A 20,984-nucleotide genomic window follows, 5' to 3' on the forward strand; every position below is an offset into this window, starting at 1 on the left:
GCCCTGCACCACGCCGCGCATGATCATGAACGCAATTGGCGTGAAGGCAAAGGTTTGCGCAACCCAGACACCGAACCAGCCGTAAAACCAGCGGGATGGCTCAATGCCAAACGCGTACTCCAGAAACTGGTTCACTACCCCCGCGCGGCCAAACAGCAAAATCAAGCCGAGGCCCACCACAAAAGGAGGGGTGATGATGGGCAGCATCGCCAGGATATTTAACGGCTTGGTAAAGCGTTTGCTGGCACGCTCAGACATCAATGCCATCATCGTGCCGAGCAGCACGGTACTGGTGGCTGTCATCAAGCCCAAGAACAAGGTGTTCCAGGCCACCCCGCAGCTTTGCCCATCAGCGAGGCAGCCAAACCCGAAGTTGCGCGCAGTCGCTACGCGATTCCATAACGCCAACGGCGACCAGGTGCCGTCTTCCAGGTAAAAAGCGCCGCTTAACGCCTTGAGAACCGGAAACAAAATAAACAAAGCCAACATCGTGCCGCAGCCCACAACGGCAGCCGACACGAACAAATCCCCTTTGAAATAGCCTCGGCGAGCCACTCCAAAAGCCATCACAACCACCAATGACGCCAACGCAACAAAGCCGCCCCAACCGATGCCAAACTGGCCCTTGCCCAACGCGCCAAATGCATTGCTGAGCGCTTCAAATGACCAGCCTTTGGCGCCTATCGCAAACCCCGACAGCATCAAACCCACAACACCCAGAGCGCCTGCCGCCAGCAGCACCGTACCTTGCTTTTTAGTTGGCAACATACTCGCGCCCAAAGCCGCAAAAGCCAATGCAACGAGGCCTACCCAAAGCCACGGCCGCTGGTATTCGGCTGCCTGCATCAACCCGTTACCGGCTTGCTCGTTTGAAAACACCTGCGGAATCGACAACAGGCCGTTGGTGTCCTGAATGGCATACCAGGGAAAAGCCAAATAGCCTAAAAAACCCAATGCTATGCATGACCAAATACCTGAGTTGAGCCACTGACGGTCTGCTTGTTGGGCCATGTGCGAAGTGGATTTACTTGGCACTGTTAAAAACTTCTTTTTCCCACTTTTCAATGAGCCGGCGACGCTCTGCGCTGGCACCGTACTTTGCCAAGTCGTAATTAATGAACTTCGCCCCTTTGACTTTAGGTGCGCCCTCTGGATCTGGCGTGTTGCGATTCGACGGGAATTGGTAAGAGCGCGACGTTGCCGCAACGCGCTGGCCTGCGGGCGACAATGCCCAATCGTAGAATTTTTTGGCTTCGTTCAAATGAGGCGCGCCTTTGACAATACTCATGGCGCCCACGCTGTAGCCTGTGCCTTCGCAGGGGGCAACATAGGCAACCGGGAACTTTTGTTCGGCTTCTTGCGCCGCGTTGTGTAAAAAGCTGATGGACACTGCGCTTTCACCCTTGGCAACCGCCTTGATCGGGCCCAATCCCTGACGTGAGTATGCGTTCATGTTTTTATGCATGGCCTGCATGAATTTAAAGGCTGCATCTTCACCCATGACCTGTACAAAGGTAGCAATGGCGACATAGCTCGTGCCGCTGGATTGCGCATTGGCCATTTGCAACTCTCCTTTATAAACAGGGTTGACCAAGTCCTTCCAGCACTTGGGGGCTGGCAGCTTCTTTTTGGCCAACAGTTCGGTGTTGTAGGCAATACCCAGCACTTCTGAATACAAACCCACAGTCTTGTAGCCTGATGCCTTGGCCGTGTCTTGCGCCCACGGGTGCAATTGACCAAGCAAAGGCGAGCGGTACTCATCAACCAGTCCGAGCTCTGCCGCCTGAAAATGCGGGTCAGACGTGCCGCCAAACCACACGTCCATTTTCGGCCTCTCTTTTTCGGCCATGAGCTGCGCAAAAGACTCGCCAGTGGGCTTGTTGACAACATTGACTTTGACGTTATTCAAACGCTCGTACACCACTGCCGCATTGCGGCACCACTCGGGGTTCATGCTGCACACCACGTTGACCTGCGCAGCCTGAGCCACGCCCGCAAACGCCAAGCACAGAAACAAACCCGAACGAACGACCTTAAGAAACTTCATCATCTGCCCACAACTTTCAAATAAACAGGACAACCCAAGCACTGAGCGCAGTGTTCAAGCAGTCTACTTTTGTTGATTGAATACTTCTTTCTCCCACTTTGCGATCAGGCGACGTCGCTCAGCACTGGCGCCGTACTTGGCGTAGTCATAGTTGATCAGTTTGATCTTGCTGGGGTTCGTCATGCGCGGGTCAACTGGCACTTTGGCGTTGCTGGGCAACTGGAACTGCTTGGCCGCCAAACCAAACTGTTGCCCGCCAGGGGTTAATGCCCACTCATAAAACTTCTTTGCGGCCTCGGTGTTGGGACCGTCTTTCACAATGCTCATGGAGCCCACCTCGGCACCCGTGCCTTCTATCGGGGTCACTGAAGCAGCCGGAAAACCCTGCGCTGCTTCAGTCGTCACGTCATGCACAAAGCTGATCGACACCGCGGTTTCGCCACGAGCCACAGCTTTAGCCGGGGCCACGCCCGAACGCGTGTAGGTGCTGACGTTTTTGTGCAGCTGCTTCATGTACTCAAACGCCTTGTCTTCACCCATCAATTGCACCAGCGTGGCAATAACGGTGTATGACGTGCCGCTGGACGCGGCATTGGCCATCTGGATTTCGCCCTTGTACTCAGGCCTGAGCAAATCGGCCCAGGATTTGGGAGCTGCGATTTTCTTTTTTGCCAGCAATTCGGTGTTGTAGCCAAAGCCCAAGGGGCCAAGGTACACGCCGACCGTGCGGAATTTTGAGTCCGCAGCCTGCTTTTGCGCCCATGGGTAAAGCGCGCCAAGCTGGGGAGACTTGTACTCAAGCGTCAGGTTTTGCTCTGCTGCCTGCAAGTGGGGGTCCCCCGTGCCGCCAAACCAGATGTCGGTTTTAGGGTTGGCTTTTTCAGCGTTGATTTGCGCCAGCGCCTCACCCGAACCCTTGGCCACCATGTTGACCTTGACGCCGGTTGTTTTGGCATAGACGGTGGACATCAAATTGCACCATTCGGCCTGGACCGAGCAAATGATATTGACCTGGCCCTGAGCAGCCACGCCACCGGACAAACCGGCGAGGAGCACGGCGGTTAAATAAATCTTCATAAGACCTCTGAAATGAGTAACTGGATTACATCGCGAGCATAGCCGACGGGCACACATCGGCCTTTGGGGGAAACACCAACATCTGTCAAAGCGCACCAACGAGAAGATCCTGACACCAGCAAATGATGAAACCAAGTTACAGTTACAACATCCACTTTGTACCTGACCTTGACCCTCAGGATTTCCATGAGCTTTGACCTCGTCTTATTCGGTGGCACGGGTGATCTGACCTGGCGCAAATTGATGCCCGCACTATTTCAAGCTTTCCGGCACGGCTCGCTGCCGCCCGAGGGCCGCATCATCGGCGTGGGGCGTGACAGCATGAGCGATGACCAATACCGCGCCCTGATCCACTCGCGTTTTGACCAGGTGGAGCTGGCCAAGCGTCCCAGCGCCGGCGAGTTCGAGCAGTTTGCCGCCCTGTTGCACTACTTGCGCATGGATCTGTCGCAAGCCGCCGACTATGCACAGCTGGCGGACATCCTGAAAGCCCGCCAGGCCAACACCGTGGTGATGTACCTGGCGACCGCGCCGGCCCTGTTCACCGGCATCTGCGAAAACATGGCGGCCGTGGGACTCAATGGCCCGCAGACCCGGGTGGTGCTGGAAAAGCCGCTGGGCCATGATCTGGCCTCGAATCGCGCCATCAACGAAGCGGTGCTGCGGGTGCTGCCGGAAAGGCAGATCTTCCGGATTGACCACTACCTGGGCAAACCATCGGTGCAAAACCTGTTTGCCATGCGTTTCGGTAATTCGCTGTTCGAGCCGCTCTGGCGCCGCGAAACGATTGCCAACATCCAGATCACGATTGCCGAAGAGCTGGGCGTTGAAAAGCGCGGAGCTTTCTATGACAACACCGGCGCGTTGCGCGACATGGTGCAAAACCATGCACTGCAGCTGCTCTGCGCCATCGGCATGGAGCCACCCATCAACGCCCATGCCGACGCCATCCGCGACGAAAAACTGAAGGTGCTGCGTTCGCTCAAGCCCTGGACACCGGAAACCCTGAAGCAACACGCCATTCGCGGCCAGTACGCCGCAGGCAACATCAACGGCGAAGCGGTGCCCGGCTACCTGCAGGAAAGCGGTGTCCACCCGGACAGCCGGACCGAAACCTTTGTATCGCTGCGTGCCGAGATTGCCAACTGGCGCTGGGCAGGCGTGCCGTTTTACATACGCACCGGCAAACGCCTGGCGGACCGCGATGCACACATCGAGGTCAACTTCAGGCCTACGCCGCACGCCATCTTCAAGTCGCCGCAAGGCGCCGGCAACCGGCTGGTGATCAACCTGCAACCCAAGGACGGGCTGGAGTTGCACCTGTTCGCGCAGGGCCAGGACAACCGCGCAGGTGGACGTGCGGCGGGCCAGACGCTGGCGCCGGTGCAGCTCGACCTTGATTTTGACAAGCGCTTCGGGACCGAACGCGTGGGCGCGTACGAACGCCTGCTACTCGATGTGATCAATGGGCGGCTGAATCTGTTTGTGCGCAGTGACGAGCAGGAAGAAGCCTGGCGCTGGGTCGAACCCATCCTCGACGCATGGAAGCATGACGCAGACGGCCCGCGCCCCTACACGGCCGGCACCTGGGGGCCCAGCGCATCGAGCGCCATGATTGCGCGGGATGACTATTGCTGGAGCGAGGAGTGTTAGCCCCCACGCTTGTCGCTTCGCGTACTGCGCTGCCCCCCGGGGGGGCCGCTGCGCCTGCGGGCTGGCAGAGCCAGACCCGCGGCCCCTGCTTGCAATACGCAATCGGGGATGTGGTGCGCGACGTTTCCGGGGCATCCAGTGCTTGACCGTATAAAGGCTTGTTTACCCTCGCTGGCGCCGGCGGAGCAGCGGGTTGCGCACCTGGTGCTGGGCGACCCGCGGGCATTTGCCAACCTGCCGGTGACGGAGCTGGCCTCGCGCGCGCATGTGAGCAAACCCACGGTGATCCGCTTTTGCCGCAGCGTGGGTTACGACGGCCTGTCGGACTTCAAGCTCAAGCTGGCCGGCAGCGTCAGCGAAGGTGTGCCGTTTATTCACCGCAGCGTGGACGTGGACGACAAGACCAGTGACGTGCTGGTCAAGGTGATTGACAACACCGTGGCGGCTTTCCTGAAATACCGCAATGACGCCAGCTCGGCAGCCATCGAAAAAGCCGCGCTCGCGCTGGCCGCCACTTACAAGACCGGGCAACGCATCGAGTTTTTCGGTGCCGGAAACTCCGGCATCGTCGCGCAGGATGCACAACACAAGTTTTTCCGCCTCGGCGTGCACGCCATCGCTTACAGCGACGGCCACATGCAGGTGATGAGTGCCTCGATGCTCGGGCCGGGGGACTGTGTGGTGATCATCTCCAATTCCGGCCGCACCCGTGACCTGATGGACGCGGAAAGCATCGCTCGAAAGAACGGCGCAACCACCATCGTGATCACTGCAAGTGGTTCACCCCTGGCCTCGGCCGCTCACATCCACCTGGCGGCCGACCACCCGGAAGGTTACGACCGCTACAGTCCCATGGTCTCTCGCCTGCTGCACCTGATGATCATCGACATCCTGGCGACCTGCGTGGCGCTGCGCATCGGTGGCGACAAACTGCAGCCTCTGCTCAGGGAGATGAAGAACAATTTGCGGAACAAGCGCTACGCTTGAGTTTTCCCGTGCTGTGAAGCCTGTAAAAGCCGGGGTTGCCCGGAGGCAACTCTTCCGTGTTGCATCGCCACAAGGAAAGTACGCAAAGAAGAGGCGACCCTGTGGTCCAGGTCCTTCCTCGTCGCTTCAGGCAAGTTCTGGTGCTTGCCGAAAATGTGGAACCTCAGCCAATCGCTCACCCTCTCGCCTTGGGTGAATTGCCGCAAAATACGCCGATGACCTCATCCAGCTCCTTCCCCCGCTTCTGGGCCGACCTCACAAGCCCCGACTTCACGCGCCTCGACGCTGCGGCGACGATTGCCGTATTGCCGGTTGCGGCGATCGAACAGCATGGGCCGCATCTACCGCTCAGTGTGGACACCGACCTGGTCAACGGGGTGATCGCGCACTGCCTGCCGCATCTGCAAAACGTTCCGGTGCTGTTCTTGCCGACCCAAACCACGGGCCGCAGCATTGAGCACATCGCCTTTGCGGGCACGCTGACCCTGGGCGCAGCGACGCTGATTCAGGGCTGGGTAGACATTGGCGAATGTGTGGCACGCACCGGCATCAAAAAACTGGTGCTGCTCAATTCGCATGGCGGCAATGTCTCGACGCTGGACATCGTCGGACGCGAGTTGCGCGCGCGTTTCGGCCTGACGGTGTTCACGGTCAACACCTTCAGCCTGCCCATGCCGGCCGAGGTCAAACAACTGTTTGGCCCTGACGAGGAGCGTTTCGGCGTGCATGGCGGCGATGCGGAAACCTCGATGATGCTGGCGCTGCACCCGCACAAGGTGGACATGGCGCAGGCGCAGAACTTTCATTCGAGCAGCCAGGACCGCGCGCGCCAGCACGTCATCCTTGGCAATGGCAGCAGCGCCAAACTGGCCTGGGCCGCGCAGGACCTGAACCCGCAGGGCGCGGCCGGCAACGCGGCGGCCGCCACTGCGGAAAAAGGGCGGGTCGTGCTGCAGGCCAGCGGGCTGGCCCTGGCGCAGTTGCTGAACGAGGTGGGGCAGCTTGCAACTCTGCCTTGAAGCGCATCTCGCAGCTCTCACAAAAACTGGGGGCATCGGCTGACAAACCCCCATGGGGCAACGGGTGAACAATCGGGCGGATGCGCGCCGACGGCGCGGCCTGAAAACTATTCAAGGACTGATGACCATGCGAGCCCTGCATTTTTCCGTCCCCGCGCCCCGCTGTGCCCTGCTGCCGCTGTGCGCGGTGTTAACCATCGGCCTGGCCGCTTGCGGCGACACCTCCAAGCTGCCACCGGGGGCCGATGTCGGTGCCGCCCCGACTCTTCCGGAGCCGGTTAAATCGCTGATCCCCACGGTGAACATTGCACCGGCCCAGGGCTGGCCCGAAGGCGTGATACCGCAACCGATGGCCGGCATGACGGTCACCGCGCTGGCCTCCGGGCTGGACCACCCGCGCTGGGTTTATACCCTGCCCAATGGTGATGTGCTGGTGGCTGAAAGCAACAAGCCACCCAAGCCCGATGCGGCGTTCAGCATCAAGGGCTGGATCATGGGCAAGGTCATGAAACGTGCCGGTGCCGGCGTACCGAGCGCCAACCGCATCACGCTGTTGCGCGATGTCGATGGCGACGGCAAGGCAGAAATTCGCACGGTGTTCATGCAGGGCCTGTTCTCGCCCTTTGGCATGGCGTTGGTGGGCAAGGAGTTGTTCATTGCCAATGCCGACGCGCTGGTCAAGGTGCCTTATGAAGAGGGCCAGACCACGATCAGCGCCACGCCGGTCAAGGTGGTGGACCTGCCGGCCGGCATCAACCACCACTGGACCAAAAACGTGATTGCCAGCCGCGACGGCAGCAAGCTGTATGTGACCGTGGGCTCCAACAGCAACGTCGGTGAAAACGGTATGGCCGTTGAGGTTGATCGCGCGGCGGTCCACGAGGTCGATCCCAAGGCCGGCACGCGGCGCCTGTTTGCTTCGGGCCTGCGCAACCCTAACGGCATGGGTTGGGCCGCCGATGGCACGCTTTGGACCGTGGTCAACGAGCGCGACGAGATCGGCAGCGACCTGGTGCCCGACTACCTGACCTCGGTCAGAGACGGGGCCTTTTACGGCTGGCCCTACAGCTACTACGGCCAGAACGTCGATGTGCGCGTCACGCCGCCGCGGCCCGACCTGGTGGCCAAGGCCGTCTCACCCGACTATGCGCTGGGCTCGCATGTCGCACCGCTCGGCATGGCGTTTGCCGAGGGCAACAGCTTGCCCCCGTCGCTGGGCAGCGGCGTATTTGTTGGCCTGCATGGCTCCTGGAACCGCAAGCCGCTCAGCGGCTACAAGGTGGTGTTTGTGCCCTTTGCAGGCAGCAAGCCGGTGGGCAAACCCCTCGATGTGTTGACCGGGTTTCTCAGTCCGGACGGCAAGGCCTACGGACGGCCGGTCGGCGTGACCATCGACAAACGCGGCGCGCTGCTGGTGGCCGACGACGTGGGCAATGTGATCTGGCGAGTGGCCGGTGCCCCAGTGCGCCCGTGACTCTGAATCAAATCAGTCTCCAGCCCTCGTCGTTTTTGCGTTAGCAGCTATGAATTTAATAGCAACTTGCGGCGGAGCCAAGTCAGGAATAGGTGATCCAGCTCGCGTGTTCAGGCGCGTCCAGGTGCGGCAGCGTGTTGTAGGTCACCAGCATGTGGCGCTTGGGCGTGAAGGCAAATTCGGTCAGCGAGCAGTTGCGTATGCGCAGGTTCAGTTCTATGGTGGTCTCGGGCGCGGTGCCCAGCACATGGCCGACGGCCGTGGCAATCGGCCCGCCGCTGGAGACCAGCAACACATTGCCGCTGTGATGGCTACGGATGTGGTCCAGCACACCGGTGATGCCGGCCACAAAATCGGTGTAGCTGGGCATACCCTGCGGGCTGACGACGCCGGCCATCCACTGCGCCAGGCCGTCTTTCAGCATGCGGAAGTGGCTGCGGTACATCTCGGGTGAGGTCGGCTTTTCCAGCTTGTGCGGATGGATCGCGCCTATCACCGCTTCGCTGTCGTATTCGTTCAAACCGCGCTGAGCCACCGCTTGCATCAGTGTGCCCATGCCCTCGCAGATGCCCGCAAAGGTTTTCAGCTGCCGCTGCAGCGTGCCGGTGAAAGCCGCGTCAAAGGTGATGCCTTTGTACTTGAGGTATTCACCCAGGCGCACGCTTTGCCGGTAGCCCATCTCGCTGAGCACGTCGTAGTCGTCGGCGCCAAACGAGGCCTGGCCGTGGCGCACGAGGTAAAGGGTTCCCATGCGCAAATTGTGACCAGGCACCGGGCGACGGCCAGTCGCACGGGCGACCGGCACGGTGCGACACTTGAGGGGCTGCGCCGCCAGAGTGGGCCGGAGATACGCGCTCCGACCCGCCCAGAATCCCATTACTCGACCAGCAAGCCGCCATCGACCTGAAGGTCGACGCCGTTGACATAAGACGCTGCCGCAGAGGCAAGAAAGGCAATGGCGTGGGCAACTTCATCAGCGGTCCCGAATCTTTTCAGCGGGTTCGCCTCAAGCTTGGCTTTGCCCACGGCCGCCACGACATCCGCCGGCAGCCCGGTTTTCTCCCAGGCGGGAGTAGCAATCGTGCCTGGACTGACCGTGTTGACACGGATACCCCGGCCGGCCAGTGTCGGCACCAGGCCTTTCGCCATGAGTGTGAGCGCGGCCTTGGTGCCGGCATAAACGGCTGTCGCGGCGCCGCCACGGTGCGCCAGAAAAGAACTCACCATGGTGATACTGCCGCCGTCAGCCAGGCGCTTGCTGAGCGCCTGCACCATGAACCAGGGGCCGCGCGCGTTCACTGCGAAGGCTTCGTCAAACGCCTGCGCTGTCCAGCTGCCGAGTGGTGTGAAAGGCACGATGCCAGCGCTCAGCACGAGTGCATCGATAGGCGGAATTTTCTTGTCGGCCAAGGCGCCGTCCAGCGCCTTGATATCGGTAATCGATGCCGCATCGCTGCGCAGCGCGATAAACCCATGCGCATGGGCGGCTTCGTTGAGCCTTGTGGTGTCTCGCCCTGTAATGATCACCTGCGCGCCGCGCGCCGCCAGCAGCCTGGCGGTTGCCAGCCCAATGCCAGACGAGCCCCCTGTTACCAGCGCTGTTTTACCCTTGAAATCCAAATCCCGACTGACCATGACTTTCTCCTGAGTGTTGACATCGGTACCGGGCCGCCCTGAATGGGCAACCATCTTGTATCGATTGGTCCATGATAGTTTGTTAGACTGCTCAGTGCAAGATAAATTTTTCAGGATGGGGAAATTCCATGAGTGGAGCCAAGCAGTTTGATGAGGCGGCAGCAGTGCTCAGTGCGGCGCACGCCTTCTGGGAAAAGGGTTTTGCGGGCACCTCGCTGTCAGACCTCGAGGCCGCTACCGGCCTGGGCCGGTCCAGCTTGTACAACGCCTTTGGCTCAAAAGAGGCTCTCTATGAACGCGCTCTCAAAAGCTATGCGGACACTTATGCCCGCCCCATCCTGCAGGCGCTGGAGCAAACGGACATCCGCACAGGGATAGGCGAGTTCTTTTCGCTGGCAGTTCAAGCCCTGCTGGACGCCTCCACGCCACCGGGATGTCTGGCTGCCATGGCCTGCCTTGAGACCGGTGGCTCAGAGGGGCCCGGTGCCAAGTTCACGGCGTTTCAGCTGAAGGTGATTGGCTCCTCACTTCGCGCAGCGCTGGACCGGGGTGTTGCCTCTGGGCAGCTCGCCAACAAGACCGACACCGCTTCGCTTGCGCTCACCTATACCGCCTTGCTGCGGGGGCTGGCCTCGCTGCACAAAGGGGGGCAGAGCGCCAAAGAGCTGCAGGCCATCGTGCGGGTCAGTGTTGGCATGTTGCCCCCCGCAGAAAAGAGCAGACAAAAATCCGCCTAAGCGGCGTGGACTTGCGGTGCTACCGGCCCGCTGCCAGCAAGTCGGCAAAAACCATGGCGTCCACATTGCCGCCGCACAGCGTGGTGCCCACCACCTGTCCGCGCAGTTGCTCACGCTCCTGCATCGCAGCTGCAAAACTCGCGGCGCCTGCGCCTTCGGCGACATTGTGTGTGTCGGCATACAAGTCGCGCATGGCCTGCGCCACTTCGCTGTCGGTCACCTGCACGATGTGGTCCAGGTGCGGCGCCAGGATGTCCAGCGCCTTCTGGTCCGCGATGCGGCAGGCCATGCCGTCGGCCAGCTGCGTTGTCACCGGTGCTTCGACCACGCGGCCAGCCGCCAGGGACTCTGCATAGGTGATGGCATGAGCGCTGACCACGCCCACAATGCGCAGCTTGCGTTTTAGCGCCAGCTTGGCGGCAATCGCCGAGCACGCGCCCGAGCCTTGGCCGATCGGCACATACACCACGTCAAGCTGCGGCACAGCCAGCATGAATTCCCACCAGTAGGTGCTGACGCCGCTCAGCAAGTCGGCGTGGAAACTTGGCACCATGTGTGCGCCGCTTTCGCCGGACAGCTGAAGAGCATGCTCGCGGCTTTCCTGGAAGTCTTCGCCGTGTTCCACCAGCGTCACGCCGAGTGCGCGCATGGCGGCATTTTTTTCCAGCGAGTTGCCTCGCGGCACGACGATGGTGCAGGCCACTCCATGCGCGCGCGCGGCCCAGCCCATGCTTTGGCCGTGGTTGCCGCGTGTGGCGCTCACCACCGCAGCTGGCAACTGTCCTCGCGTCTTGAGTGCGTCAAAGTAGGTCAGCCCGCCGCGAATTTTGAACGCGCCAACCGGTGTGTGGTTCTCGTGCTTGATCCAGCAATCGGTGCCCAGCCGCCGGCTCGACAGGCCCCAGCGGTATTGCGGTGTCGCCTGAAACTCGCGATAGACAACACGTGCGGCGTGTTCAATGTCCTGAAGCCCGGGCAGCCCCCTTGGTCGGGTGGCCAATGCAGGTGCTTCTTCTCTTAACACAGCGCTCATGATGCAGTCCTTTTTTCAGTCAGCAGGCGCAGCGCCAGCAGGCCCATGACGGTACCCATGACATAACGCTGAACACGCATCCAGCCGACGTTGCGGTTCAGAAAAACAGACATGGTCGCGGCAAAGAAAATCAGCAAGGTGTTGACAGCCACACTCACGCCGATCTGCACTGCGCCCAGGGTCAGGCTTTGCAGAAACAATCCACCGCGTTCAGGGTGCAGAAACTGAGGGAAGAACGAGAGGTAAAACATGGCCACTTTCGGGTTGAGCAGGTTGGTCAGGAAACCCATCAGAAACAGCTTGCGCGGCGGGTCGTGCGGCAGCGCGCGGGTTTCGAACGGTGAGAGGCCTCCGGGCTTGACAGCCTGCCACGCCAGCCACAAGAGATAGACGGCCCCCGTCACTTTGATGGCAGTAAAAGCCAGAGGTGCTGCCAGCAGCAACGCCGTCAGGCCGAGCGAGGCGCCGAGCAGGTGCACGACAAACCCCAGCGCCACGCCGCCCAGCGACACCATGCCCGCACTGCGGCCCTGGCACAGGGTGCGCGAGATGCAATAAATCATGTTGGGCCCGGGCGTGAGCACCAGTGCCAGCGCGACGAAGGCAAACCAGCCGAGTTCGGAAGTTGTGAGCATCTAGATTCCTTTTGATTCGAGCAAAACCCGCCCGCGCGGTGTGTTCAGCGTGGCGATGAGATTGGGTGGGCCCGGGATGACATCGACGCTGCTCAGGCCGATGGCGGCATAGGCGGTCTGCAGTTGTTCGGGGCGCGGATGGCGCGCCTGCAGCGCCTCCAGCGTCACGCCGGAGGCAGGCATGGCGTCCAGCGGATGCGCGGCACGCGCCGGATCTTCGCCAGCCTCGCCCCACTGGATCAGCGTGGGCAGCGCGCCGTAGAACAGGCGCTGGCCGTCGTCACGCACGGTCATGCGCCAGCTCAGTAAGCCGCCGGCAGTCTGGCGCGAGGCGGGCACCACGGTCCCGCGGTCCAACCCTTGGGTGGCCAGGGCCTTGGCGGCAGAAACCACGCCAGGCACGCTGGCCACAAAATGAACCAGCTGCGGTCCGTCGCTGGCCACGCGTGCCTGGAGCATGGCGTCATCCATGTCGAACCAGCGGTGTTTGCCGCCACCGCGCGCCGGTGTCACGCCGGGCTGGATCGCGATGATCTCGAAATAGGCCCGTGGAAAGGCGGCACTGGCGACACTGAACAGCCGGTTGTGCGTGCCCATCAGCGGGTGTTCGCCGCCCGGTCCGGGGGGGATGCCCAGGGCGCCTTGGCACCACTGGACACCCTGCTCCAGGCTCGTAGCCACCACAACCAGATGATCAACGTGAGCGCTGATCACAGCGTGACCGTCCCGGCTATGCAGGTAACCGATTCGCCGCCCACCCAGACGATGCTTGTGCCGCCCGCGCTTTCGCGCGACAGGTGAACCCGCCCGGCCCGGCCCAGGCAGGTGCCCTGCGCCACGACGTAGTGGTCGGGCGCATGGCCCTCCGCCATCAGCCACTGCGCCAGGCTGGCGTTCAGGCTGCCGGTGACCGGGTCTTCGTTGATGCCTATGGGTGCGGCGAAAGCGCGCACCTCAAAGTCTGCTGTGGGCGTTTCTGCGCGGCCGGCGTGTGTGCTGCCGGAAAAAGCGCGTGCTTCGCGGTTGGCGCGTGCTATCAAAAGAGGAGCTGTTTGCGCTTGATGGGCGCCGGCTACACCCACTTTCAAGTCATACTTTTTGAGTGCGGCGTGATCCGGTTGCAGCTGCAGCACGGTGTCGGCGCTGTCGAGCAGCAAGCCCAGCCACACCGGCCCGTTGTCGAGAAGTTGTGCGGCAAGAATCTGTTGCGCCTTCAGACCGAGAGCGCCGGCCACCTGCGCAAGCGCGACAGGGCCAGGCGCAGAGCGCTTGAGCGGGGGCGCGGCAAAAGCCTGGCGCGGGCCTTCGCGGCGTATGTTCACCAGTCCGACCTGGCACTGTTGCACGATGAGGTCTGTGCGCTTTGGCTTGCCCCCAGCCTGCAGCCAGGCATGGCAGGTGCCCAGAGTCGGGTGACCGGCAAAAGGCAGCTCGCCGCCAGGCGTAAAGATGCGCACGCGGTAGTCGGCCGATGGCTCGGTAGGTGGCAGCACAAAGGTGGTTTCCGACAGATTGGTCCATTGCGCGAAGCGCTGCATGGTCGCGTCGTCCAGGCCACCGCCGTCCAGCACCACGGCCAGCGGGTTGCCGAAATAGGGCAGATCGGTGAACACATCGACTTGTTTGAAAGGTCTGGTTTTCATGGCGTATGGGTTCTTTGGAAAGTGTTCAGGACAGTGGCAAGTCCAGCACGCCGCGTGTTGCTGGGCGCGCAAGTATGGCTTGGTACCAGCGGTCCAGATGTGGACGTGCAAGCCGCGGCTGCGGCAAACCCTGCCAGCGGTGAATCTCGCAGGCCAGTGGAATGTCTGCCATGGTGAACCGGTCTCCACCGGCAAAGGCTTGGCGGGCCAGGTGCGCGTCCAGCAAGGCCAGCAAGGGTTCTGTGGCGGCATTGGATTGCGCAATCAGCGTCGGATCGCGCTGATCGGCCGGTGTACGAATCCACTGAATAAAAGCGTTGCGGCCGGCAGGGTTGAAGGTGGTCTGCTGCCAGTCCATCCACTGCTCGGCGGCAAAGCGCTCAGGCAAGCCGGCGGGGTAAAAATCGCCATGCGAATATTTTGCGCAGAGATAACGCACGATGACATTGGACTCCCAGATACGCACTTCGCCGTCTTCAATCAGCGGCACAAGTGCATTGGGATTTTTCCGCAGGTAGTCCAATTCCTTCACGATGCCAAACTGGCCGCCCGCATCGGTGCGCTGCATGGTCAGGCCAAGCTCTTGCGCAGCCCACACGACTTTGCGTACATTGATGGAGCTGAGGCGTCCCCAGAGATGAAGCATGGGTCAGACTCCTTTGGACGGGCGGTCAAGCAGCAAGAGGCGCAATGCCAACCCGGCCATCACAAATGCCAAAAAACCGGCCTGAAATTTCGCGACACGGGGCCGGGCCTGGAGGCGGCGCCCGATCTGCCCGCTGAAGGCACCCAGAACGGTGTTGAACACCAGCGCCATCACCGACAAAATGGCACCCAGGGCCAGTAGCTGCAGCGTGACGTGGCCGCGCGCCGGCTCAACGAACTGTGGCAGGAACACCATGAAAAAAAGCAGCGCCTTGGGGTTGACCAGATTGTTGAGCAAGGCCATGCGCATGATGCGGGCAAAGCCAGCAGGCTGCGTGTCGGCAGCGCCGCGTGCATCTGCGGGGCGCAGAGCCTGCCAGGCGAGCCAGAGCAGGTACAGCGCGCCCGCATAACGCAGGATGTCGAAAGACGGCGGCCAGGCTGCGATCAGCGCAGTGACGCCGGTCGCGGCACACAGCGTATGCACCAGGTCGGCTGCGGAGATGCCAAGCGCCGCAGCAAAACCACCGCGCACGCCGTGCGCCAGCCCGTGTGACATCACAAATGCCATGTTCGGCCCGGGCGACGCAAACAGTGCCAGCACCGCCAACGCGAACAGCGACAGCGTGCCCGCATCCATCATGCGGCCCGCAGTTCTTCGGCAACGCCGGTCGGCAGCTGCTCACGTATGGCCGCGGCCAGCGCAGTGATGCCGATATTGATCTGTTCAACGCTCGAGGTCACAAATGACAGTCGCAGCGTGCGGGCGTCAGCATGGTCAGCGTAAAACGCCCAACCGGGGACAAATGCCACGTTGCGCTCAACTGCTTTGGGCAGCAAGTCGATGGCGTTCATGCCTTCGGGCAGGCGCACCCACAAAAACATGCCGCCGGCGGGTGTGTTCCAGCTCACGCCTTCTGGCATATCGCGCTGCATGGCGGTCAGCATCGCGTCGCGCTGCGACTTGTAGAGCGCACGTATCGTGGGCACGTGTCGGTCGAGAAAATTGTCCTTCATGGTCTCCACCACCATGCGCTGGTTAAAGCCGGGCGTGTGCAAATCGGCGGCCTGCTTGGCCTGCAGCAGCTTGGGGTAAAGCGCCTTGGGCGCGACCAGAAATCCCAGGCGCAAACCGGGCGCCAGAATTTTGGAGAACGAGCCCATGTACATGCAACCCTCGGGGTTGCGCGCCGTGAGCGGCAGCGGCGGCGGGTTGTCAAACCAGAGGTCGCCGTAGGGGTTGTCCTCAACGATGGGCAAGCCCAGGCGCATCGCTTCGGCACTCAATGCAGCGCGGCGCTCTTCAGACATGGTGCGGCCGGTCGGGTTCTGGAAGTTGGGCAGCACGTAGAAAAAGCGCGCGCCGGCGGCCTTGGAAGCCAGATCGCTGATATCAACACCTTCCTCGTCGCTGGCCACGCCCACCACCTCAGGCTCCATCGGTGTGAAGGCCTGCAGCGCACCCAGATAAGTCGGAGTTTCTACCAGCACCTTGCTGCCAGCGTCGATCAGAATCTTGGCAATCAAGTCCAGCCCCTGCTGCGAGCCGGTGGTGATCAGCACCTGCGCCGGGTCAACCTCCCAGGGCAGCATGGCGGCAACCATCTCGCGCAGCGGGGCGTAGCCTTCGCTGGCGGCGTACTGCAGCGCGGCACTCCCGTCTTCACGCAGCACCTTGTCGCAGGCTTCGCGAAAGGCGGCGACAGGAAAAGTTTTGGGCGAGGGCAGGCCGCCAGCAAAGCTGATGATGCCGGGCTTTTCCGTGACCTTCAGGATCTCGCGGATCACCGAAGGGTTCATTTTCTCGGCGCGTTTGGCCATGGTCCAGTTCATTACTTCTCTCCTCCTTGTGGGCCGTAAAACACAACCCATGTCACAAAATCATTGCTGAAATTTTCAAAGCGGTGCTGCGCTCCCGCCGCTACAAAAAATGCATCGCCGGCAACCGCATCAAAACCTTGTCCGTTGATGATGATCTCACCCCGGCCGCTGTGCACAAAATAGAGTTCATCCTGTGTGTGCGGCTGCTGGCGGTCACGCCTATCCTGGTTGCTGCCGGGTGCGAACACTTCCACGCTCATGCTGCCATGGGCCAGAACCTGTGCAAAGGGCACGCCCTCCGGATAGACGCCGGCCGGCGCGCCGGGCAGGCGTTTCAGGGTTTGGTCAATGGAGGCCTTCAAGCGCTTGCTCCCCGAGTCTGCATGCCATGGATGATCTGGATCGCCTGGGCCGCGACGCCGCGCGGAATTCCCCAGTAGTCAAAGATGCCGCCATCGGCAGAGTTTTGTCCGCAGACCACAAACACGCCTGTGCCCAACTGCTGCTTGAGCTCGCTGGCGAGCCAGCCTACAAAGCCGCTGTTCGGAATATCGGGCGCAAAGTGAACACACACCACCGCGCAACAGTCTTGTGCAGGGGTTTGCGCCGGGGCCGGCAGTAGGGCACTCCAGACGTCCTGGTCGCGTACCAAAGCCAGCGCGCTGCTGGCGAGGCTGGAGGCCAAATGCGCCGGAAACTGCGCCATGGGAAACTCCGCGAAGGTATGGTCACCCGGCAAGACGTCCACACGTGCGTGCGCCATCACGCGCAACAGCCGGCGGCGTGTTTGTTCGGGTGTTTCTGGCGAAATGTCCATGGGGTTCAGTCGTTGGCCCGGCAGGTTCAGGTGGCGCTGGAAGTTTCCAGCGCCACCGCTTGTTCTGGCAAATGCGGGGTGATGTGTGACAGTGCCCGTGCCACGTAGTCTTCTTTCTCACCGACTGGTGCGAAGTAATGCAGCACTTCTGTAGCCTGGGCAATGCCCTTCAGCCGCGCGATCATCCAGCCCGAAATGTATTGGGCCGACAAACAACCGCCGGCCGTTGCCAGGTTGCCGTTTGCAAAAAAAGCCTGGTTCAAAATTTTGACACCCGCCGCTTGCACCCAGGGTTTGCTGGTGGTGTCGGTACATGCCGGTGTTTGGCCAATGAGCCCCAGCTTGGCGAGCAGAAAGGTTCCGGAACACTGCGCCGCAATGAGCTGGCGCTGCGGGTCTAGCTGCAGTTGGCCGAGGATGGACGGGTCGTTGGCGACTTCACGCGTTTTCATTCCGCTGCCTATCAGTACGGCGTCGGCCTGGTTGGCCTCCTTCAGGCCGATGTGGGCGTCGATGGTCAGCCCGTTCATGGAGGTCACGCGTGCGGTGGGGCTGGCAATACTCACCCGCCAGTCGGTATCGCCGATCAATGACAGGCGGCTCAGCATGCCATAGGCAATGAGTGAATCGAGTTCATTGAATCCGTCGAAGGTGAGGATGGCGATGTGCATAAATGCGCTCCGGGGGCGGTTGACAGGGGCTTGGTTGATTGGATGTAGAAGCCGGGACGGAATCAGTCCACGATAAACAGTTTGGCACCCTGGGGCGCGGTCGAGCGGTGCGCTTCGGCCTTGTCCGCCACCTGGTAACTCATGCCGGGCAGCAGCACATGCTGGCTGCCGTCTTCAAGCTCGGTATGCAATTCACCCTCCAGGCAGAGCAGGATGTGGCCCTTGCTGCACCAGTGGTCAGCGGTGTAGTCGGCGCTGTACTCGACCATGCGCACACGGACCTCGCCAAACTTGCGCGTACGCCAGAACGCCCGCCCGGTGATGCCGGGGTGCTCTGTCCGTTCCACGGTGGACCAGTCGGTCGTGCCAAAGGGAATGTTGTCGATCTGCATGGTTTACGCGCTGACCGCCACGATGGCTTCAATTTCCAGCGCAAAGCCGCGCGGCAAAGAGCTGACGCCGACGGTTAAATGTGCGTGGGGGCCTGGCTCCGGTGTCTTGGTCATGCATGAGCCCGCTGGTTGGGGGTGATGTGGCTGATCTTTCCGTCGCCGTACGAACGCAGCACTTGCGAGATAACGATATGAAAGCCCTTGTACCACTGGGTGTACTGGCGTTTGGCTTCCAGATGTTTGGGGTGAGCCGAGAACGCGCGCAGCGACTCTTCGGTCTCCCAGAAGTAGGTGGCGTTTCTGAGCACGGCGTCGGGCGAGAGCCACAACTCTGATCCCAGATAACCGGGCGTGGTCCGCGCGGCTTCTTCGATCAACGCGTCCAGCGCGTGGAAGCGGTCGTCGTAGGTGCCTGGTTCAAACATAAAGGCGGCCGAATACATGGTGTTTTTTTGGAGTTCAAGAGTCAGGTGGACGGATTTTTGAGGCGCAGCAAACTCAGGCCCAGCAGAGCGAACGCGCCACCACACAGGCGGTTGAATATGCGGGCCCGGTGCGGTGTGCCAAACCAGCGCCGGGTGTGGCGCGCCAGCAGCACATAAGCCAGATGCGAAGTCAGCACGCAGGCGGCGAAGGCGCTGGTCAGCGCCAGAAACTGGGGCAGCATGCCAGTTTCGGGCCGGATGAATTGGGGAAACAGCGCGGTGAAAAACAAAATGCTTTTGGGATTGGTCAGTGCCACCAGCAAACCCTGGCGAAAAAGCGCGACATGGCTTTTGACGGATGAGGTCTGCGCGGGCAAAGGGGTGTCAAACATTGAGGTCTTGCTGGTCCACTGCCGCCAGCCGAGGTAAACCAGATACACGGCGCCTGCGGTTTTGAGCGCAGCAAACAGCCAGGCCGAGGTATGCAGCAGGGTGCCCAGGCCTGCCATTGCCGCAGCAGAAACCAAAAACACACCCAGTACATTGCCCGCAGAACTCCACAGCGTCTTGCGCGGTCCCCAGGCCACGGCATTGGAAACGGCCAGCAAAATGCCCGGCCCCGGGCTGAGCGCGGTGACCAGCGAGATGGTGATGAAAAGCAGCCAGGCGGAAGTGGTCATGTGCGTGAAGTAATGAGTGAGTTTTGCGTCGAGGGCTGGATCTGCATTTTCTTGCCGATGAAAACCGTGGCGATCACGGCGATACCAAAACCGACGGTGACAGCGTCCAGGCGTTCACCGAGAAGTGGCACGGCAAACAGCATGGACAAAAATGGCTGCACCAGCTGCACCTGGCTGACGCGCACCGTGCCGCCCAGTGCCAGGCCACGGTACCAGGCAAAAAACCCCAGCCACATCGAAAACACGCCGAGGTAGGCAAAGCCGGCCCAGGCGGTGGCCCGGACCGGCGCTGTGGGCCAATTCAGCCACGCCAGCGGCAGGGTCAGCGGCAGGGAGATCAGCAGCGCCCAACAGATCACGTGTTCGGCCTGCATGTGCTGCGATAGCCGCGCGCCATAGCCGTAGCCGATGGCTGCACACAACATGGCCGCCAGCAGCAACATGTCGGCGAAATGAATCGAGAAACCGGCCGCCCCCGACCGCAGCACCGCGAATGCCACCACCAGTGCGCTGCCGAACGCCGCGCACAACCAGAAACCTGTCGACGGCCGCTGGCGATGCAACACCGCCCCCACCGCAGCGGTGGCCAGCGGAAGCACGCCGACAATCACGCTCGCGTGCATGGCTTCCACATAACGCATGGCGATCGAGGTGAACAGGGGAAAACCAAAAACCACCCCGGCGGCCGTGATCGCCAGCGGCAGCCAGTTTTGGCGCTGCGGCAAAGGTGCCCGGGTCGCCAGCAGAAACAGTGCTGACAACCCTGCGGCGACCACAGCCCGCCCCAGCGCAATGAACATACCCGACATCTGCGGCGCATCGGGCGTGCCCACGGCCAGGCGCGTCATGGGCAGCGTGACGGCGAAAATCACGATGCCCAGCAGGCCCAGCCACAGCCCCTTGTTGATCTGCGCAGAGGTGGGGCTCATAGAAAAAGCATCCAGATGGCGGTGGCCACCAGCACGGCGGCCATCCCCAGGTTGAACCCACGCAGGCGCCTGCCCGTGCCCTGCGGCCCCGACAGCCATTCACGAAGCAGTGAGCCGGCCAGCGCGTACGTCAGATTGCTGGCAAAGGCATAGGCCAGCATCACCGGAAGCACCACGGCAAAACGCAGGCCGGGGTCGCTGCGGCCGGCGATCCAGCCACTGACAATGGCAAGGGCCAGCATCCAGGCCTTGATGTTGACAAACTGCAGTGCTGCGCCCTGCCAGAAGCCGATGTTCATGCGGTCGGCGTCGGCCTGGCTGAGCTGACGCGAACGCGCGATCTTCGAGGCCAGCCAGAACAGGTAGACCACGCCGAGCAACTTGATCGCCAGCCCCAGCAGCGGGATCGCCAGCAGCAGCGCGCCCAGGCCCAGCGCGCACAGGCTCAGCAACACGCCCCAGCCGACCGGCACCGCACAGACGAAGGGCATGGCGCGGCGCAGGCCGTGGTTGGCCGCCAGCGCGGTCGCGAGCGTGGTGTTGGGCCCGGGCGAAAAGCTCATGGCCGTCGCCAGCACCAGCAAAGCGATAAATTCTTGCCAATTCATGCTTCAGACTTTATAGTCCAAACCAGCACATCAACAGTACAGTTGTGAGTACAAAA

The 20,984-nt window shown here is 61.6% G+C and carries 24 protein-coding genes and 1 pseudogene; 5 read left to right on the plus strand and 20 right to left on the minus strand.

Annotated elements, in window-relative coordinates:
* The 3 genes and pseudogenes from H0W47_RS04535 to H0W47_RS04545 all read right to left on the minus strand — a co-directional run.
* A pseudogene (locus H0W47_RS04535) lies at positions 1-1,011 on the minus strand (iron ABC transporter permease); the annotation flags it as partial.
* Positions 1,012-1,024: 13 nt separating this feature from the next.
* The gene (locus H0W47_RS04540; RefSeq protein ID WP_296921294.1) at positions 1,025-2,047 is read right to left on the minus strand and encodes an ABC transporter substrate-binding protein; all 1,023 of its coding nucleotides are present in this window, start codon (positions 2,045-2,047) and stop codon (positions 1,025-1,027) included.
* A gap of 63 nt (positions 2,048-2,110) precedes the next feature.
* Positions 2,111-3,124, minus strand: coding sequence for an ABC transporter substrate-binding protein (locus H0W47_RS04545; RefSeq protein ID WP_296921297.1), 1,014 nt, complete (start codon positions 3,122-3,124; stop codon positions 2,111-2,113).
* Positions 3,125-3,310: 186 nt separating this feature from the next.
* Between H0W47_RS04545 and zwf the strand changes: the two genes are divergently transcribed.
* From zwf to H0W47_RS04565, 4 genes are all read left to right on the plus strand, one after another.
* Positions 3,311-4,777, plus strand: a complete 1,467-nt coding sequence (zwf, locus tag H0W47_RS04550) for a glucose-6-phosphate dehydrogenase (protein ID WP_296921299.1) — start codon at positions 3,311-3,313, stop codon at positions 4,775-4,777.
* Positions 4,778-4,915: 138 nt separating this feature from the next.
* The gene (locus H0W47_RS04555; protein ID WP_296921302.1) at positions 4,916-5,764 is read left to right on the plus strand and encodes a MurR/RpiR family transcriptional regulator; all 849 of its coding nucleotides are present in this window, start codon (positions 4,916-4,918) and stop codon (positions 5,762-5,764) included.
* A gap of 215 nt (positions 5,765-5,979) precedes the next feature.
* Positions 5,980-6,783, plus strand: a complete 804-nt coding sequence (locus tag H0W47_RS04560) for a creatininase family protein (protein ID WP_296921304.1) — start codon at positions 5,980-5,982, stop codon at positions 6,781-6,783.
* A gap of 127 nt (positions 6,784-6,910) precedes the next feature.
* The gene (locus H0W47_RS04565) at positions 6,911-8,257 is read left to right on the plus strand and encodes a sorbosone dehydrogenase family protein (RefSeq protein ID WP_296921306.1); all 1,347 of its coding nucleotides are present in this window, start codon (positions 6,911-6,913) and stop codon (positions 8,255-8,257) included.
* 82 nt (positions 8,258-8,339) lie between these two features.
* On the opposite strand, the gene H0W47_RS04570 is transcribed toward H0W47_RS04565, so the two are convergent.
* Positions 8,340-9,008, minus strand: coding sequence for a histidine phosphatase family protein (locus tag H0W47_RS04570; protein WP_296921308.1), 669 nt, complete (start codon positions 9,006-9,008; stop codon positions 8,340-8,342).
* Positions 9,009-9,133: 125 nt separating this feature from the next.
* The gene (locus tag H0W47_RS04575) at positions 9,134-9,892 is read right to left on the minus strand and encodes an SDR family oxidoreductase (protein ID WP_296921310.1); all 759 of its coding nucleotides are present in this window, start codon (positions 9,890-9,892) and stop codon (positions 9,134-9,136) included.
* A 128-nt stretch (positions 9,893-10,020) separates the two neighbouring features.
* Between H0W47_RS04575 and H0W47_RS04580 the strand changes: the two genes are divergently transcribed.
* Complete coding sequence (locus H0W47_RS04580) at positions 10,021-10,629, plus strand: TetR/AcrR family transcriptional regulator (protein WP_296921312.1); 609 nt, start codon at positions 10,021-10,023, stop codon at positions 10,627-10,629.
* Between the two features lie 19 nt (positions 10,630-10,648).
* On the opposite strand, the gene H0W47_RS04585 is transcribed toward H0W47_RS04580, so the two are convergent.
* The 15 genes from H0W47_RS04585 to H0W47_RS04655 form a co-directional block, all read right to left on the minus strand.
* Complete coding sequence (locus H0W47_RS04585) at positions 10,649-11,662, minus strand: threonine dehydratase (RefSeq protein WP_296921314.1); 1,014 nt, start codon at positions 11,660-11,662, stop codon at positions 10,649-10,651.
* Positions 11,659-12,297, minus strand: a complete 639-nt coding sequence (locus tag H0W47_RS04590) for a LysE family translocator (RefSeq protein ID WP_296921317.1) — start codon at positions 12,295-12,297, stop codon at positions 11,659-11,661. Before H0W47_RS04590 ends, H0W47_RS04585 begins: the two co-directional genes overlap by 4 nt.
* The gene (locus H0W47_RS04595) at positions 12,298-13,008 is read right to left on the minus strand and encodes a VOC family protein (RefSeq protein WP_296921397.1); all 711 of its coding nucleotides are present in this window, start codon (positions 13,006-13,008) and stop codon (positions 12,298-12,300) included.
* Entirely contained in the window at positions 13,008-13,940 is a 933-nt protein-coding gene (locus H0W47_RS04600; RefSeq protein WP_296921319.1) for a PhzF family phenazine biosynthesis protein, read from the minus strand. The genes H0W47_RS04595 and H0W47_RS04600 overlap by 1 nt, the downstream gene beginning before the upstream one ends.
* A gap of 25 nt (positions 13,941-13,965) precedes the next feature.
* A complete protein-coding gene (locus H0W47_RS04605; RefSeq protein ID WP_296921322.1) occupies positions 13,966-14,586 on the minus strand; it encodes a glutathione S-transferase family protein in 621 nt (206 codons plus the stop codon).
* A 3-nt stretch (positions 14,587-14,589) separates the two neighbouring features.
* Positions 14,590-15,228 carry a LysE family translocator gene (locus H0W47_RS04610; RefSeq protein ID WP_296921324.1) on the minus strand — a complete coding sequence of 213 codons (639 nt, stop codon included), beginning with the start codon at positions 15,226-15,228 and terminating at the stop codon, positions 14,590-14,592.
* A complete protein-coding gene (locus H0W47_RS04615) occupies positions 15,225-16,418 on the minus strand; it encodes a PLP-dependent aminotransferase family protein (protein WP_296921326.1) in 1,194 nt (397 codons plus the stop codon). Before H0W47_RS04615 ends, H0W47_RS04610 begins: the two co-directional genes overlap by 4 nt.
* Complete coding sequence (locus H0W47_RS04620) at positions 16,418-16,768, minus strand: cupin domain-containing protein (RefSeq protein ID WP_296921328.1); 351 nt, start codon at positions 16,766-16,768, stop codon at positions 16,418-16,420. The genes H0W47_RS04615 and H0W47_RS04620 overlap by 1 nt, the downstream gene beginning before the upstream one ends.
* Complete coding sequence (locus tag H0W47_RS04625; protein ID WP_296921330.1) at positions 16,765-17,223, minus strand: DUF6196 family protein; 459 nt, start codon at positions 17,221-17,223, stop codon at positions 16,765-16,767. The genes H0W47_RS04620 and H0W47_RS04625 overlap by 4 nt, the downstream gene beginning before the upstream one ends.
* A 26-nt stretch (positions 17,224-17,249) precedes the next feature.
* Complete coding sequence (locus tag H0W47_RS04630; protein WP_296921332.1) at positions 17,250-17,894, minus strand: DJ-1/PfpI family protein; 645 nt, start codon at positions 17,892-17,894, stop codon at positions 17,250-17,252.
* A gap of 62 nt (positions 17,895-17,956) precedes the next feature.
* Complete coding sequence (locus H0W47_RS04635; RefSeq protein WP_296921334.1) at positions 17,957-18,286, minus strand: DHCW motif cupin fold protein; 330 nt, start codon at positions 18,284-18,286, stop codon at positions 17,957-17,959.
* A gap of 110 nt (positions 18,287-18,396) precedes the next feature.
* Complete coding sequence (locus H0W47_RS04640; RefSeq protein WP_296921335.1) at positions 18,397-18,729, minus strand: antibiotic biosynthesis monooxygenase; 333 nt, start codon at positions 18,727-18,729, stop codon at positions 18,397-18,399.
* A 23-nt stretch (positions 18,730-18,752) separates the two neighbouring features.
* Entirely contained in the window at positions 18,753-19,391 is a 639-nt protein-coding gene (locus H0W47_RS04645; protein ID WP_296921337.1) for a LysE family translocator, read from the minus strand.
* On the minus strand, positions 19,388-20,320 hold the full coding sequence (locus H0W47_RS04650) for a DMT family transporter (RefSeq protein ID WP_296921339.1): 933 nt from the start codon (positions 20,318-20,320) through the stop codon (positions 19,388-19,390). Before H0W47_RS04650 ends, H0W47_RS04645 begins: the two co-directional genes overlap by 4 nt.
* Positions 20,317-20,928 (minus strand): LysE family translocator, encoded by a 612-nt coding sequence (locus tag H0W47_RS04655; protein WP_296921341.1) that lies wholly within the window; start codon positions 20,926-20,928, stop codon positions 20,317-20,319. Before H0W47_RS04655 ends, H0W47_RS04650 begins: the two co-directional genes overlap by 4 nt.
* Positions 20,929-20,984 lie beyond the last annotated feature (56 nt).

It is taken from the genome of Polaromonas sp. (genome assembly GCF_013817205.1).
Classification (GTDB): Bacteria; Pseudomonadota; Gammaproteobacteria; order Burkholderiales; family Burkholderiaceae_C; genus Polaromonas.